Origin of the sequence: Massilia sp. 9096 (assembly GCF_000745265.1) — a bacterium.
GTDB lineage: Bacteria > Pseudomonadota > Gammaproteobacteria > Burkholderiales > Burkholderiaceae_D > Telluria.
This window is the reverse complement of the sequence record NZ_JQNN01000001.1, coordinates 4,484,025-4,499,887: the sequence shown is the minus strand read 5'-3', so window position 1 is coordinate 4,499,887 and position 15,863 is coordinate 4,484,025. Positions and strand designations below refer to the sequence as shown.

At 55.8% G+C, this 15,863-nt stretch carries 8 protein-coding genes; all 8 read right to left on the bottom strand.

The window, feature by feature from the left end:
* Window positions 1–187: 187 nt before the first annotated feature.
* Window positions 188–1,579, bottom strand: a complete 1,392-nt coding sequence (locus tag FA90_RS25890; RefSeq protein ID WP_036171673.1) for a DNA-processing protein DprA — start codon at window positions 1,577–1,579, stop codon at window positions 188–190.
* A 13-nt stretch (window positions 1,580–1,592) separates the two neighbouring features.
* Window positions 1,593–3,692 carry a RecQ family ATP-dependent DNA helicase gene (locus tag FA90_RS19470; protein ID WP_036171670.1) on the bottom strand — a complete coding sequence of 700 codons (2,100 nt, stop codon included), beginning with the start codon at window positions 3,690–3,692 and terminating at the stop codon, window positions 1,593–1,595.
* A 514-nt stretch (window positions 3,693–4,206) separates the two neighbouring features.
* Window positions 4,207–6,162, bottom strand: a complete 1,956-nt coding sequence (locus FA90_RS19465) for a UvrD-helicase domain-containing protein (protein ID WP_036171667.1) — start codon at window positions 6,160–6,162, stop codon at window positions 4,207–4,209.
* Entirely contained in the window at window positions 6,159–8,513 is a 2,355-nt protein-coding gene (locus FA90_RS19460; RefSeq protein ID WP_081934120.1) for an AAA family ATPase, read from the bottom strand. The genes FA90_RS19465 and FA90_RS19460 overlap by 4 nt, the downstream gene beginning before the upstream one ends.
* A gap of 985 nt (window positions 8,514–9,498) precedes the next feature.
* Window positions 9,499–10,323 (bottom strand): hypothetical protein, encoded by an 825-nt coding sequence (locus FA90_RS26640; protein ID WP_156116779.1) that lies wholly within the window; start codon window positions 10,321–10,323, stop codon window positions 9,499–9,501.
* A gap of 248 nt (window positions 10,324–10,571) precedes the next feature.
* Window positions 10,572–11,282, bottom strand: a complete 711-nt coding sequence (locus tag FA90_RS19455) for a M48 family metallopeptidase (RefSeq protein WP_036171663.1) — start codon at window positions 11,280–11,282, stop codon at window positions 10,572–10,574.
* A 1-nt stretch (window position 11,283) separates the two neighbouring features.
* Window positions 11,284–14,565 (bottom strand): type I restriction endonuclease subunit R, encoded by a 3,282-nt coding sequence (locus FA90_RS19450; RefSeq protein WP_036171660.1) that lies wholly within the window; start codon window positions 14,563–14,565, stop codon window positions 11,284–11,286.
* A gap of 38 nt (window positions 14,566–14,603) precedes the next feature.
* Window positions 14,604–15,854 (bottom strand): restriction endonuclease subunit S, encoded by a 1,251-nt coding sequence (locus FA90_RS25885; protein WP_197065331.1) that lies wholly within the window; start codon window positions 15,852–15,854, stop codon window positions 14,604–14,606.
* Between the last annotated feature and the right edge of the window lie 9 nt (window positions 15,855–15,863).

Genomic DNA, 15,863 nt, shown 5'->3' with positions numbered 1-15,863 from the left:
CGTCCAGTCGGCCCGATTGGACGTTCGTACTGCGACGCGACACCGAGCGGTTCAACCTAGCGCAGCCGTCCTGCCAGACGTTTTAACCCGGAAAGACGCCAGGCTGTCCGAAAGTTGACGACGTCTGTCCGGATGCCTACGTCGCCATATCCTTGGGTAGTGATGTTTTGTCGTGCGTAATTCCACCTTACCCTAGCAGCGATGTTTGAAGCCTGAGTGAATAACGAACGGGGCTCGTGAGCTTCTCCACTCGACCTTCCTCCAGCGCCCGCTTGAGCCAAACGTTGGCCTGGGCCTTCTCAAGCCTTAGACAATTTGCAATCTGTTCGTCGGTTAAGGGCGCTGTCGCGAGCGCATGAGCTAGTTTACTGACAAAGTAGTCGTACATATCTAGCAAAACAGCAGCTGGGTCCGCCGGCGATGTACCAGTAGCAATGACGCCTTGCTCAGCCACCTCCGTCAGGGTCGACACTGCCGAGGCAGTCCCAGACACTGACAACGGATTCCCTGCGAACGGCCCAACACTTTGTTTTTCGACCGTATTTCCGACGGCAAACTGAGACGTCTCCGGCATCTGTTCAGACATGGCGAGCAACGATGCCTGCACAGCGCTGGGCTCGCCAACGTCGGACGCAGTAGAGATGCTTTCGAAGTATTCTGAAAGAGATGCACCTTGCCCTGGTACGTAGGTGAAAGGAGTTGCTCCCTTTTCAATCAACGCCGCATTGCCCGGCCCCTGGCTAGGTGTTCGGACGTACAGCGTAACCCACTCTTGGTTAAGTACCTCCAGGGCGCCCGTCCACGTCCCCCCACTGCCTAGAGCAGAGTCAATAACTAACGCACGGTCGGATAGGGCGTAGATATACTTGTTCCGTCCCATTGCGTTACCTGCATTGAATGCGGCCTCTGGATAGAAAGGTGAGACCAGCACTAATCGGCCATCCTGCAAACCCATTCGGTTCTGACGGTTTACGCTAGCCTTGAGCAAATCACTTGCTAGCACACCTATCGAGTAGCCGCCGGCGTCAGTTGCACCTTGCATCGCAGCAGAGTCCACTCCGCGTGCGCCGCCTGATATAACGCCAAGCCCTTCATGGGCACATTGCTCTGCAACATTCTTAGTGAATTCAAGCGCAGATTCGGTCGCATCGCGAGAGCCAATGATGGCCAAACCGCCGATGTCTAAGAGGTCTTTTCTACCTGCTCCGTACAGGAGCGGAGGCGCCGCATGCTTTAGATGGCGCTTCAATCGTTTAGGAAACTCCACGTCCCCGCGCGAAATGACCCAGAGACCACCGCGGTTCCAACGCTCCAAGGCGAGGGCCATCGCTGTGCCACGCCCTAGAAGAAACTCCAACCGCGTGCGCTCCAATTTCGCATGATGCACCTCCTGCAGTTGCTCGCGTCCGGCATCCGTCGTTAGGTCTGCCGGACGCAGTCCTCGAGCATTCAACCACTTGGCGAATTCGCCGTAGTCGCGCGCCGACAGCGGCTGGAACGGCTCTTGACGCTCTCCACCGAACCTCCCGCAAAGTAAAAGCACAATTTCGGTATCTGCGCTCAACGTATTAAAACCCATATGTACCTCTTTTTTACCTTGGAGCAGTGGTCGCAAGTGCGAACGGATACACAGCCGTAGCGCCTGCTTGGCGGAGCAACGCAGCCGCAACTGTTAAGGTCCAAGCCGAGTCGACCACGTCATCGACTAGCAAGACTGTGGTGTGCGCGTCGACCTCTAGCTGAACTTCAAATACCCCATCGAGGTTATGACACTGATGGTAACGATTCTCCATTCCCTTCTGCGGCTCAGTTTCTCGAGTCTTGTGGATGACCGCTCTGAAGGGAACGCCCAATGCATCTGCCAAGCGCGTAGCAAAATCTGGCACGAGGTCAGGATGCCTATTTGACGGTATGCATGTCACCCATTCAACTGCTGCTGCCGCGTTCCAGCGATTGCGAATCAAGTCTGCGGCTGCGTCAACTAATTCATCATCAAATCGGCCCTCGGCCTTCCCATGCGAGACGAGTTCGCCCCATACCGGTTCGCCCCAGCGAGACAGCACGCGTCCCTCCTCCCCCCGCAATAGCTGCGGGATGTTCTGCTTGGACCAGCCGAACGTAGCTTGATATATGGGTAACGCGTCGATGTCCCACTGCTTCTTTAGCTCTAGTGGCATCTCGCTGTGACGAACAAATCTCTGGGCAGCGATATGTGTGTCTCGCCGAACATCGACCGGGAGGACAGAGCGCTTCAAACATACCGCACACCGACCGCATTCGCCGACATTATGGTCATCCAACGCTTCGGCTAAAAACTGCATGAGGCAATGCTCATTGGTCAAATAACGCTTCATCTGGGCCCATTCACCTTCGCGCTGATGAGTGAGATGCTCAATCCGTGCGCGGTCGAGCTGGTAAGGGTTAGGCGTGCGATACCATGCGCCCTCGATTCGCATGACGGGAGCCTGCGGCTCAACCACCAAGAGCTTCAATACCTTCTCAATCTGGGACTGCCGTAGGTTAACAGCACGTTCGATGTCGCGCACCTTCATCCCCCCGTCAGCGTTCTCAAGTGCCCGCAGTATCCGGTCTACATGCCACTGCGGTGGGAACGCCGTATCCCGAAAGTGCTCGTTGATGTCGTCTTCCTCTTGCCCCGACAGCAGTACGCCATAGGCTGCGGGAATTGCGCGTCCGGCACGTCCCACTTGCTGGTAGTAAGCGACAACATTGCCCGGCGTCTGGTAGTGAATGACGAAGGTGAGGTCTGGCTTGTCGTAGCCCATGCCCAGTGCGGTTGTCGCAACTAGGCACTTGATGTTGTTAGCCAGCAGTGCCTGCTCTAAACCCTGACGTTCTTCGTCTGATTTTTCTGAGTGATAAGCGTGTGCGTCGATACCGCGCTCGCGAAGCCACTGTGCGACGCGGTCGGCATCCCGGGTCGTTAGCGTGTAAACGATGCCGCTTCCCGCCAGTCCGGGTAAATGGTCTGCAAGCCATGCTAACCGTTCGGCTGGACTTGGCATTCGCGTGTTCTGCAAGGCTAAACTATCTCGAATCAAAGGCCCTCGCTGAATAACCACTGCTCCACCCAGCTGCGCCGCGACGTCCTGTTCTACACGTGTGTTGGCGGTCGCTGTGGTCGCCAAGACGGCAATGTTTCCGGGCAGTCGGGCCAACACTTGGCCAATTCGACGATAGTCCGGGCGAAAGTCGTGCCCCCAGTCGGAGATACAATGCGCTTCATCAATCACCAGAAGGCCGATGCGGGCAGCAATGGGCTGGAGGGTCTGCGTCACAAACTCGTCGTTGGCTAGACGCTCTGGCGAAATCAGCAGCAGGTCAACTCGGTCCGCGAGCAATTCATCCCGCACCTGGTCCCAAGCTTCCCGGTTGGTCGAATTGACCGTCAACGCGCGAAGCCCCAGACGTTGTGCGGCCTCAATCTGGTTGCGCATCAGTGCCAGCAGCGGTGAAATGATAAGGGTGGCGCCGGCCCCTTGGGAACGCATCAGCCTGGCCGAGATGAAATACACCATGCTTTTGCCCCAGCCCGTTCGCTGGACGCAGAGCGCCTTGCCTCGCTGGTTGACAATGTGGTCAATCGCCTCCCATTGACCATCGCGAAAGTCTGTCTCAGGATTGGCCATTGCCAGACGGAGCTGCTGTAGTGCTTGGGCTCTTGTTGCCATCGTGTTTCCCCTATCAATGCTATGTTAAGTCGCTACCCGCGCCAATAAGGATGCCTGCAGACGTTCAGGTTCCGCCGACATTCTGAGCGAAAGACTTTAGGGACGCGGCGCCAAACCGGCTCGTAGCAGCTGTCGAGGTGGCTAGATGCAGCGCGACAGCCGTTTTCGTCCCCGATATCGAAATTTTCGATGAGGTGATGAACCCAATCGTTGCGCAGGTCAACAAGTTCGGCTAGACCGGCTTTGGTTTGCGCATGGAGCTCAGGGGACATCGAGATATTGAAACGCATATTCGCCCAAACAGCCGCGGGGTTACCGAAAGCGATGTAATTACCCGGCCCGCCCCCCCACATCTCCGGACGCCGTGGAGATGTTTGCACGCCTGTTGTCAGTCTAATTATCGAACGCGAAAAAGTCCATTAAGCAATTTTCGGGCTGAGAGCTGGCGATTTTGCCCTTGGCTTTCACAATGCCGTCGCTATCTCCCGCGCCTCCACGTGCCCCCGCACAGTGACTACTTCAGAACGGTTACCTCGCCTGCGGCAAACCATTCGGACCGCTTGATTGCGTCAAGCGCTGCGTTAGGATTCTTTGCCCAAAGAATTAATGCGAGACTCTCTTCAGCTCGGCTGCAGGTGACGTAAAGAAGCCGCAGAGTTCTGTCGATAATTGTTTCATTGCCATCTTCGACGTTGTGCTTGTCGGTCGGGCTCAGCTCCTCGGCGCCGAAGAGCTTATCGTAGGAGAACCAGTTACCGCCGGCTTCTTCATCGTCCATGATGACCATAACGTGCTTGAACTCGGAGCCCTTAACTACCTGGTGCGTAGCGAGCTCTGCTTCTCCACCTAGGTAGGCACGATACCGGCCAACCTCTCGCCAGGACGTTTTGAAGAGAGCGTGCCATCCGCGTTTGCGCCGGTCCTCCTTCGCTTCCTTGCTTTTGACCTTTGGCTCAGGCGGGGGAGCCGACGCATCTCCGTACGCCTGAACTAGACGGGAGTCGGCTTCAAACAGTCCTCGTTTGAGGAGAGGTGCCAAAACATCTCGAACTGTGGCGTCATCCTGGAATATGGCGGCGGCAAAGTCCGTCACGGCGGCGTGAATGTTATCTAAAACCGCTTGGCGCTCAGCGCGGGGCTGCGGCAAATTCGCAAGTACGCCATGACGGCGCAGCACGTCCATAGCGGCGAACTCGTTTAGCGAACGGTCGGGCTGCAAGCACTCGGCAAGGTCGAGCATTGGGCCGAGAAGTGGTCGAACCATGGTAGGACCAGTCCGCTCTCCATTGCTTTTGGGTGTTGCGGCGTCTTTGTCCAGCAAATCCATCGCGCTGTATGCATCAAAGAATCCACCTCGCCTCGCGGCGAGCTTGTGCTCAAGTGCAAGTGTTTTGTAACTACGCACATGCTCCTGCCAGGCCGCGCTGGCAGTCTCGACAGCCATGGCCAACGCGCATTCTCCTTCTATCCGAATCTTGTCGGCAGTATCCGTCTTCGTGTCCCCGACGAAGATGCGGACCGTGCCACCGTTCTTTTCCGTCCGCGAGTGCTGTGCCACGCCAGTCCTGGGCTGAGTGCGGCCTTCGATATCTGCTGCCCAAATCCTGTTGATGAGTTTGACAATGCGCTCCTGACTGCGATGGTTCATCTGCAGCGCGGGACGCGCCCAGTCATCGGGCACATGAGATGGTAGGTCGTCGTGCCCGTCAGGGTAGATGCGCTGTCGGTGGTCGCCTATGAGTCCTAGCGTGATGTGACCTGAACGGTTCTTTGATAGCTCGAAAAGTGCGTCGAGAACGCCCTTCATCGTGTCCTGCGATTCATCGATAAGAATGAGAGGATGGCGGTCTGCCAGGATGCGCTGCAGTGTTGGACGCTCCCGAATGAGCCAGGCCGTCACTTCCAGAACCTCAGCGTGCGACAGCGCCCCTTGTCCGTAAGTGTTACGGTCCGGGTGGTATATAAAAGTCTCGGTCCTGCGGAGTTGGGCGGCCTCCGCCTCAATCTCAGCGTACTTCTCCCGGTCCTTGTCCGATTCACCCTTCACTTTGCCCATCGCGTAGGCCTTGGCGTCCGTAAGCTTCTTGGCCTTACGTGCAAGCATCGCTTCTCGAATGTCCTGGTCGAAGCCCTTGATGAGCTCCCAACAGAAAGAGTGGATGGTGGATACAACCGTCAAGTAGTTTTCGCCAAGCCGACCGGTGATAACTGCGGTTGCGTTCTTGGTATAGGTGATTACGCGGACTGACTGCCCGCGAGACCTAAGCCTCTCGGCATACTGTCTGCCCAGTTCGTGTTCCACCACGCCGGTCACACGGCGCAAGGCCTCAACCAACGTACGAGTCTTTCCGGACCCGGCGCCGGCGAAGAGGAAGAAGCTGCGTGGCGGGACCGCGGCGATGTATCCACAGATGTCTTCGACAACGTGTGCGTCACGGTCATTGCCCAATGCATGCACAGCAGTGTTCACGGAGTCTCTCCCGCCTTCACGGTGAGCTGGCTGCTTAGCCAAGCGAGTGCGTCAGCGATGTACACGGGACAGGCCAAGGCTTCACCATTGTTCAGCCGCTCGAAAAGAGTAGCGGCGAAGTCGCCCTTACTGAAGTTCCCACGTAACATCGCGTGAAGCTCCTGAAGTAATTCAGTATGCTCAGGGTGGTCGAGAACGAGGCCTATCACTTTCCTTAAAGTACCACGGTGGTCCTTTTTCTCGCCGGTAGCGGGGTCCGTCTCGTCATCCAATGCCTTGAACCAGTCGATATTAGAGAGCACGAGAGCGTCCTCGAACGAGCTGGGCCATTGGCCACTTGCGGCTGCAACGGGTAACTGCCATGCAAAGCGGACTTTGACGCCAGACTCGGAGGTCCACTCCAGGTGCGCGGGAGCCGGTTTTGCATAAGCCTGGAAGTCCAAAAGCTTCGGATGCCACGAGCTCAGCGTATCGTTTCCACATTCCAGGCCAGCTTGCCCCGCAATATGCACCGCCGCCCGCACTATCCGCCCCTTGGCATTCTTAGTTGGCAGCACGGGGTCCAAATCAGTAATGACGGCGGTGGGAATGCCCATCCGCTCCACCAACGGCTTAAGCCGATGACCGTGGCTCCCTCCGATGTCGAGGAAGGACACGTACTTCTTGGCGAGTTCGGGGAAGTCTCGCTTGATGAATAGCGGCACTAGCATCCGTTCTGCAGTGCCCTCCACGAAGATAGCTGCGTCAGCAAAGAGCAGGTCTGTATGCTGGACCTGGAAGTAGCGCTCGGCAAACGTCCTGGTTTGCGTATCGTCGCCGAACGCGTCGCCCAGATTGACAACCTCTGTGCTGGGCCTGGCTCCCTCGCCCGTACTTGCCACCCGCTTCACATACCGAAGTCTAGTGAAGCTGTCGCCATGGGCCAAGTGGCTTGAGTGAGTGCTGATGAGTAGTTGACTGCGAAGGTTGCTATGTACCGGCTCCTTAGGGCGAATGAGCGCTTGAGCGTTCGACGAAAAACTGCGCTGGACCTGAACGTGAAGGTGAGCTTCAGGCTCCTCAACCATGACAAGATGCACTGCCGCTGGGGTTCCGTGCGCTGGATTGAGGCGCGCAGCACGGAACGATACGAGCATGAAACTCAGCGATTGAAGATTCTGGTAGCCAAGACCGATGGAGTGCTCCGGCAATGACTCATCTACCGCCCCCTTATCGAGACGGTACTGAACCGCGGTCCCGTGCGCTAGAAGGTCGGCGGTCTGGATGCGGGTTCGGAAATGGATTTGCTGGGGGTCATGCAGCCCTGGATACCCCAGAACTTCCACGTCTTCCATCGCCGGCTGTAGCGCCTTGTAAATTGAGTCGTCGAGTTCACCCTGGGCCTTTGCAATCGCCGCTACCAAGTCCTCGCGATTACCATGACCGGATGGCGCGACATTCAGGTGTTGCCGAGCAAATCTCAGGAGTTGGCTTGAGAACAGTCCGGGTCGGATATTGGCCGACTCAGTCCGCGCCTCATCTTCCTCGGCGCCGAGTCCTCGTTGAGCCGGTACAAAGTCCACACGGATGAGCTTGCGCAAGAGCGACAACTCGACCGGCTGTGAGCCAATTGGAAGCTGCTGCGGTTCACGACGCGTCTTGTTCGTCAGGGGCCCCTTTGCAGGGTCTAGGCGGTATGCAGCGATGCGGCGAAGGTCAGCGGAATTCCGGAGCCAATAGTCAAGCAGGTCCGTCGGCCAAGCGTGCCCGTCCTTTGGAAGCTTTTGCACTGGTGAGCGCGCTTCGCGGTAACGCCAAGCCAGCTTACGGAGTTCGTTCGCATCTTCCACGGGTTCTAACCGAACCCGCACGCCAACTGCGCCACCCGACCATTTTAGCGTCGTGATAAACGGAGCAACATAGTTGTACGCGCCTTCCTTCGCGTCAAACCAAAGGTCGATGTAGGGCATGCATGCGAGGAGCTGTTGATGCTGCTCCTCCCACTTCTCGGGCTCCTTGAGGTCCGTTGTTGGGTCCTCGTCGAGCGTCTCCCAGAGTTGACTTAACTCACGCAACTTTGCCCATTGCGAGAGGCTAATGTCGAAAGCGCGGAAGCCGGGCGACTCGCCGAGAAAATTTCGAAGAGCGGTAAGAAGGGAAGTTTTGCCACTGTTGTTGGCGCCAACCAGGATAGTGGTCGCAACATCAAGTTCAAGTCGTGTTGTAGCCAGGCGCCGGAAGTTGCAAACCTCAACGCAGGCTAGCCGGATTGGTGATGCGTCCGGCGGTCCCCCTGTCGCTGCGGAAGGCACTACAGGCGCGGTCAGCGCGGGAGCCGTGAGTTGCGGAACAGGCACTTCGTGCGTTGTCATATATGTTCGGTTTGTGCTGCCGTTGGCGAGTAACCTCAAGCCAACGTTATCGAGAATTTTGAGCAACGGCTCGTAGCCGTTTGCTGCTCAGTCAGTCTTGAAGCATATCATCTTGCCAAGTTGAAAAAATGCGCACATCTTCACACTTCTATGGCAATTACGAGGTAACCCCGAACAGTGCAACAGAATGGGAACGGTCAATCCAACTGGACAGCTGTGACGGCCAGATTGTTTACTTGCGACCACGGGGCATCGCACTGGTGCTTAGCCACCAGGCTAGCACTAATACCACGTCCGCCTCACCATTTGAGTGGGCAATTTTTTGTAGCAAGCTGCCACAGCGCACTACGCCCGGCGCAACGCCTCCAGCTGGTCAAAAACACGTGGCCAACGGCACAAAGATTCTAGAAACCGCTTACCGGATGTGAAGTTGCTATACGAGTAAGGACCACTCTATAGGACATACACATGAACGCATTTCTCAAATTTAGGGGTGATAGAGCATTCGCTGAGGGCATGATGGCATACCACGCAGGCCAACCGAATCACGCTCCGGCAAGGTACTGTGAGCACGCTAGCGACTGGGTGCGAGGTTGGAATACCGCATGGCTAGCCACAACAATGGTGCCGACCCAACCAGTTACGAAAAGAGTTGAGCCGGCTCAACCGGCCTCAACTTAATCATTCAGAATTCCACCGCTGGAGGATTTTCTGATAACACACGAAAATTCGTTGATAATACTTTTTTGACGTAAAAAAGCCCGCTTAGCGGGCTTTATCTTGGGTCTTCTAGCTAAGTAAGTTGCGAAATTTACCTTACTTGGCTAACGTGGGTCGTCCAAAAGGAAGTGTTCGGCCAGCAAAACTGAAATGTGGGGACGTAAATTGCAGGGTACGTAGGCCAGTTCTCAGCATCCCGAGCTGGTTGAGCAAGCTCAACCAGCTCGGGCCCCAAGATTAATCGCAAACGATGTACGTACCGAACTTAAATTCGTGTCAAGGAAGAACGGTCAACCCAAGCGTTATTGGCATCTCGAACAAATACCATGTCATCGTCATACCAATCAGGAATGCGCCACCCTTCTTCAGCTAGCAACAACATCGTTTCCAAGGTAGTCCACAGAACATGGTCGAATCCCCATACCACCTGGCAATGCAACTCAGCATCTACTTCTACCTCATAGAGAGCAACTCCTCCGAGAGCTCCGTTCTGGTCGCCGTAGGATGGACCTCTGCTTGCCAATTTATGCGCCGCTTCTGCTAAGCCTCGCTCGTCTGCTCTACGCTCTAGCCAATTTCTGATATTACTAGCAGGAGTATTTTCATCAGGCTCCTGTGCTATCGCCACATCGAAAATTCGACAGAAAAGCAGCTCTTCAGGGCTCAAGTCTTTTGAAAACGCGCGGTTGATGTCAGCCGGTTCAGTGCAGTATCCTGCACGCTCTAGGACCCCGGCGTGGCGCCTGGCAACATCTTCGTCCGGACTCCCGCATGCCATCCAGAATCGATGCTCTACATGCTCAATGTCCCAACAGCCGTTAGTCTCTATAATCGCAGAGCCATCTGCTAATTCGTAACGAGCAATACCGCCTTCAGCAACGTATTGGCGGCGTACGCCCCAAGGGGAAACCCGCTCAAGCATGTCTGAGAACGCAACACCTTTTAGCGTTTTAAAACATTGGCCGTCATTGCCCATTGCTTCTGAAAATACTTGAGCCAGCGTAGTACTTGGGAACTCTGGTAAGGAAACGGAGCTGCCGTGGGGCAGTGCTGGAAATGAATAAGATTTTTTTAGATTTGATGAATGCATCAAAGCTCCTTCAGGGATACGTTATTGAACTATTACTTGTCTAATAACGTCGAGGAGCATGCATTGCCAAGACGGTGCTTCTTTTACCACAGGACCTACACGAATTTCACCACAGGAGTTCCGACTCCTTGCAAGCGGCGGGCATGGACTACTTAGCAGTCTACACCCTCGGTCCACAGAAATATTGTCCCACAGAAAAAAATTTTCGTCAACCAACATGGCCTGACAATGGACATATAGTTGTGTAGCTACATCGAGTCACCAAAGGCTGATTGCTCTAATATCTGATGCTGACGTCGCCAGTCAGGCATATGCTGAGCTACCAGCGTCCAAAATGCTTTCGTGTGATTCTTTTCTACTGTGTGGCATAGCTCATGGACAATGACGTAATCTTGGACGCTCGTCGGTAGCTCCATCACGCGCGGATGAAATTCCAGCACATTCTGGGCATCGCAACTGGCCCAGCGACTTTGGAAGTGGCGAATGCGCGCGCCGCGGGCCTGCAAGCCCGTCTGCCGTTCCCAGTAACGCAACCTGACCGGCAGCTTCTCATGCGCGCGGTCGCGGTAGAACTGCTCCAACCAAGGCATCAGTGCATCAAACTGGATGACCGAGCCATCCGGGTTTTCAACAATGAAACGCGACGCGGTAAACGTCAGCCGGGGCCGGGTTAAGTCCGGACAATGTCGCACTTCGGTGAAATAAGTCCGGCCGCAGTAGCGCAGACGGCTGCCCGTCGTGATGGCATCGGAGCCCTGAGGCAAGTTGACCAACGCCAGCTTATCCTTTATCCAGCGGGCGCGACGGCGCACCAGAGCCTCTTGCTCGGCCTCGCCCACCATGGGACCACGTAACAGCACTGGCTGCCCCCGCTCGACGGTCACGTAGTGGCGCTTGAGCTTAGCATCCGCTTGAAAGCGCCACTCGATGATGCTCTGGCCGTACTGCAAAACGGGCATGTCAGTTCTTGAGCAGAATATCGAGGATGCGGCCGGCGTGGTCGCGTGCGACAGAGCGTTCCCAACTGGCTAAAGGCATCAGCAACTTGCGCAGCAGGTCGCGAATTTCCGAGTGCAGGTCAGGCATCTGTTTCCAGTTGGCCGCTGCAATGGCACCGCTCAAGCTGTCATCTTCGAATAGTTGGGTGGTAGCCACCCTGGCAGTGTCTTCTGGCAGCAGGGCGGCCAAGTAGTGGTAAACCGCCGAATGTGCTGGATGGGCGAAGCCGGTGTTATCCTTGTCCTTGATGCGTTGGCCGAACAGGTCGAGCTGCTCCAAGAACTGAGCCTGACTGATACGGCCCGCTTCTTCTTCGGCCAGCAACTTTTCCAGTTCCTCGGCCAACTTGTCGAAGAAGGCCGGGTCTTTGTCCCTGCCAGTGACAATGGTGTGCTTCAGCTGGTTTTTCATCACCAGCGCCTGGCTGCCCGGGCTGGCCAACTTCCGCAAGCGCGCCATGTCGCTGGCATCCAGAATCGACACCTCTTTACCCAGCAGGCTCTTGGCCGGGCTGGCGACGATGTAATCGTCCAGAAGTTGCTGCAGCAGCGCGGATTCAAGCTTCGTGATGCGGTCTCGATAGGTGTTGCCGGGCAGCTTGTCACGCAGCATGAGGCGGATTTCCGCGAACAGCGTGAAGTACGGCTTGAAGGGCACGCCACGTACATCGGGCAAGATAATGTCGATGCTGCGGTTGAACTGCTTGGCCAATTCCAGGAAGTCTTCCACGGCATCGAGCCTGCTGGTCGGGTCAAGGAAACGCTCGGCGTCATCCTTGTAATCCTCGCGTTGTCGGACTGGGTCGTGCTTCTTCGGCAGCAGCTTCAGAATGCGGTCGAGTGTCGCTTGCAGCTTGGGCAATTCGCTTTCGACTCCTTCCCACACCTGGGCTGGCTGCACTTCACCACCGTAGATTTTCAGTGCATGGTCAAGGTGTTCCACCACTCCATGATAGTCGACGATATAGCCCGCATTCTTGCCTGCCATGGTACGGTTGACCCGGGCAATCGCCTGCAGCAGCGTGTGTTCCTTGAGTGGCTTGTCGAGATACATGGTGCCGACAATCGGCGCGTCCCAGCCGGTCAGCAGCATATCGGAGACGATGATGAGGCCCACATTGTTGGCGTGGGGTTGGCCGTCCCGGCCCTTGGTCTCGTCGCCATAAGGCAGCGGGAACAGCTTGCTGACGAAGTTCGCCACTTGTTCTGTGGGCACGGCGACCGGCGATTTGCCGGCGAGCAATTCGCTTCTGATGCGTTCTTCGATAGTCTGAATCTGGTCCCGGTCCAGCTTGTACTCAGCGGCGGCTTCCTGCACCGACAAGCCGGTGCGTGACGCTGTTACGCTGGCCAGCGAGATGACCACTCGGCTTTCGAAGGTCGGAAGGCCGTTGGCTTTCCGCTCTTTCATCAAGCCGTCGAGCAAGTCCTTGTAATGCACCGCCATATCGCGGCCGTCGCAGACGAGCATGGCCTTCAGCCCCTTCGCCTGTACGTTGGCGACGAAGTGTTCCGCCAGATGGGCTGCGACCTGTTCCATGCGGTCGCCGGCCTGCCGCCAGCGGGCCAGCAAGGCTTTCTTGAGGGCTTGCTGACGACCTTCCGCTTCTTTATCGAATTGGTCTTTGAACGCTTGGTCAAGCTGCGCATCGGGAGTCAAGTCTACCCAGGCGTCCTGATACTTGATTGGTAAGGTCGCGCCATCAGCCACCGCCTCGTGCAAGCGGTACTCATCGATATACGCGTCACCGCCAAACTCGGCCAGCGTGTGCTTGTCGTCATTCAGCAGTGGCGTGCCAGTGAAGGCGATGAATTTAGCGTTAGGCAGACTGGCCCGCATGAATGCGGCCAGGAAGTCATACTGGCTGCGGTGCGCTTCGTCGACCAGCACATAAAAATTCGGCTTCGTGCTCAGTACGCGAAAGTTGACCTGCTCCCTACTGGTTTCTTCCCAGCAGGCGTCGAGCATCACCCCGTCATTGTCAAACTTGCCAAAGCAGATATTGCGCTCCTCGACCATGAAGAAGTCCTTACCCTCACGTATGCGTCGGTGTCGAGTCGCTTCCAGGGTAGTAGCCCCCGCATCCGAAGGGACATCGGCCGAGGCATCCGACTGTTCGTTCTCCTGGAACTTCTGCACCGTACTGGTGAATACACTGCCGTAATCATTGCCCAGCAACTTGACCAGACCATCGACTGACACGGCCTGAATCGCCTTGATGCCGACCGCATGGAAGGTATCGAAGATTTGCTTGTCGAGGTCCTTGCGGTCGGTGAGCACCAGCACGGTAGGGTTGTTCAATCCTGTGCTATCGGCCCGCAACATCCGAGCCAGCAGCGCCATGGTCAGCGATTTACCGCTGCCCTGCGTGTGCCACACCACTCCGCCGACAGGCTTTTGAGCCGTCAGCCGCCCGATGGTTTTGCGCACCGCGCGCCACTGTTGATAGCGCGGCAGCTTCTTGACCGTCTTGCCGTCGCGTGTTTCGAACAGCACAAAATGGGTCACCAGCTCTAGAAAACGGCTCGGCTCAAACAATGCCCACAGCAACTGGTCTTGTACGCTTGGGGCTGTCCCTAGCACATGGGACACCGCTGCCAGTTCGGTGTCCTGCAACTTGTAATGTGCATAGAACGCTGGCTTGGTGAGGATGGCGCCGTACAAACCCTCGCGCCGGTTCAGGGCCACGCAGACCTGATTGAATACGAAATGTGAAGGAAAACTGGCCTGGTAGCCGTCCAGTTGTGCCAATGCTTCGTCCAGCCGATGGTGGCTGGCCTTGCATTCGATAATGGCTAGCGGTAGACCATTGACGAACAACAGCAGGTCGGGCCGAAACAGGTCGCCGTCGGCATTTTTGCCGACGTACTGGTCGACTACGTGAAAGTCGTTATTGGCTGCCGTGGTCGCATCGAAGAAACGTACGCTGCGCAGCTTGCCCTCGATATCCTTGACCTGGATGTCGGCACGATGCACGGCCTGCTCCCAGAATGCCTTGTTCGCGGGCAGCAGGTCATCGTTCACACGCTTGCGTAGCTCAATCAGTGCCGCACCCACGCTACCCGGGGCGGTGCGCAGCCATGGATTCAAACTCAGCAGCCTGGGCCGCAGAATTTTTTCCAGGATGGGGGCAAGGTGGCGGTGTTCAACCTGAACCTGGTTGCTGGAGAGATGAGTGTAGCCCAGCCTCACCAGCGACTCGATGGCCGGGATTTCGACGCCGGTCTTTTCTGCAGCCCCCATGGGTGCATCCTTTCGGTATGTCTTCTTCGCTTTATCGGTCAGGCCGCAAGGGCCACTTCTTGCTGCGTATCCAGCGTTACTCGCCACTCGCCTGTTAACAGCTTTTGCATTAGGCCGCGCTTGAGATTTCGGTAAACGGCCTGCTTTTCTTCCAATACGATGATTTTTGCGTTGATTGCATCAACTACCTTGGCAATCTTTTCCTGAATCGCCAACGATGGCAGGAGAACTGGGAACGCCTTGAGTTGCGATGAGTTTATACTGGCTAGGTTAGTGGTACGCTTTGCACAGGACAAGAAGTATTGACGACCATAATTACTCGAAGCCAACGCCGCCAGGTAATAAGAATTAAGCTTGGTGGGGGCTGGGCGTACTGCGAAGACGTGATTCTGATGAAGACACGGGGAAACCTGACCTTCCCACACCCCCCCGCGACCTAACTTGTCAATGTCTCCGCCTTCCGTCATCAACACATCACCGGGCTGTAGTGCATATCGTTCAACTTGGGTTGCCTCAATCTCAATGGTTTTGACCTCACAGAGGTCAATATGACCGTCTTGAACATTTGCAACGCGCAGGTACGGTAATTCAATTGGCTCTTTCAATCCCTTCTTGCCTTTAGCAACGCCAGTTCGAACTTCGGCTACCTCACTCAACGGCACTAAAGACCAGTCGTTGGCATGTAGGGTATTGTCGCTCCGGTCGAACAGCGCTTGCATCAGGCCTTGCTTGATGGTCTGAGTGGCTTTAATCTGGCGCGCGATGACGTCAAGCTTGTCGTCAACAGCGGTGAGGATAGCCACGATTTTGTCTTGCTCCAAGCGAGGAGGAATCGGAATTTTCTTTTTAAGCCAGTCTTTAGGCTTAAAAAGAAACTTTTCGATGTCGACACCCTGACTGCAAAGAACAAATAATTTTGCGTAATCTTGGAGTTGAACTAGATAATTAAAGTAACGAGTGCTGAAACCGCTATTGGATTCGAGTACAAGATACTCATTTGAAACAAGTGCACCCTCCAAGTTTTTCGGTACGATACCGCATGCACCGTGAACGATTTGTCGTTCCGAAACCAAAAAGTCGCCAGCTTTTATCAAATATTGATTCTTTACCTTGATGTCGGCACCCGCCTGTACGTCTCGAAGCTCTATTCCACCGTGGCGGCGCTTTACAGTAACCCGGCGGTATTGATGGCCGTCAACCATTTTTATTGGACGTTCTACGACACTCAAAACGTCACCAATCGATTTCATCTCCCAACCTAATAGAAGATTCTGATGCTCTAGTTTCATTGACGCGCT

Coding starts and splice junctions, on each gene's coding strand:
- FA90_RS25885 (WP_197065331.1), bottom strand. CDS start 15,854: ATGAAACTAGAGCATCAGAATCTTCTATTAGGTTGGGAGATGAAATCG.
- FA90_RS19470 (WP_036171670.1), bottom strand. CDS start 3,692: ATGGCAACAAGAGCCCAAGCACTACAGCAGCTCCGTCTGGCAATGGCC.
- FA90_RS19450 (WP_036171660.1), bottom strand. CDS start 14,565: ATGGGGGCTGCAGAAAAGACCGGCGTCGAAATCCCGGCCATCGAGTCG.
- FA90_RS25890 (WP_036171673.1), bottom strand. CDS start 1,579: ATGGGTTTTAATACGTTGAGCGCAGATACCGAAATTGTGCTTTTACTT.
- FA90_RS19455 (WP_036171663.1), bottom strand. CDS start 11,282: ATGCCCGTTTTGCAGTACGGCCAGAGCATCATCGAGTGGCGCTTTCAA.
- FA90_RS19460 (WP_081934120.1), bottom strand. CDS start 8,513: ATGACAACGCACGAAGTGCCTGTTCCGCAACTCACGGCTCCCGCGCTG.
- FA90_RS26640 (WP_156116779.1), bottom strand. CDS start 10,323: ATGCATTCATCAAATCTAAAAAAATCTTATTCATTTCCAGCACTGCCC.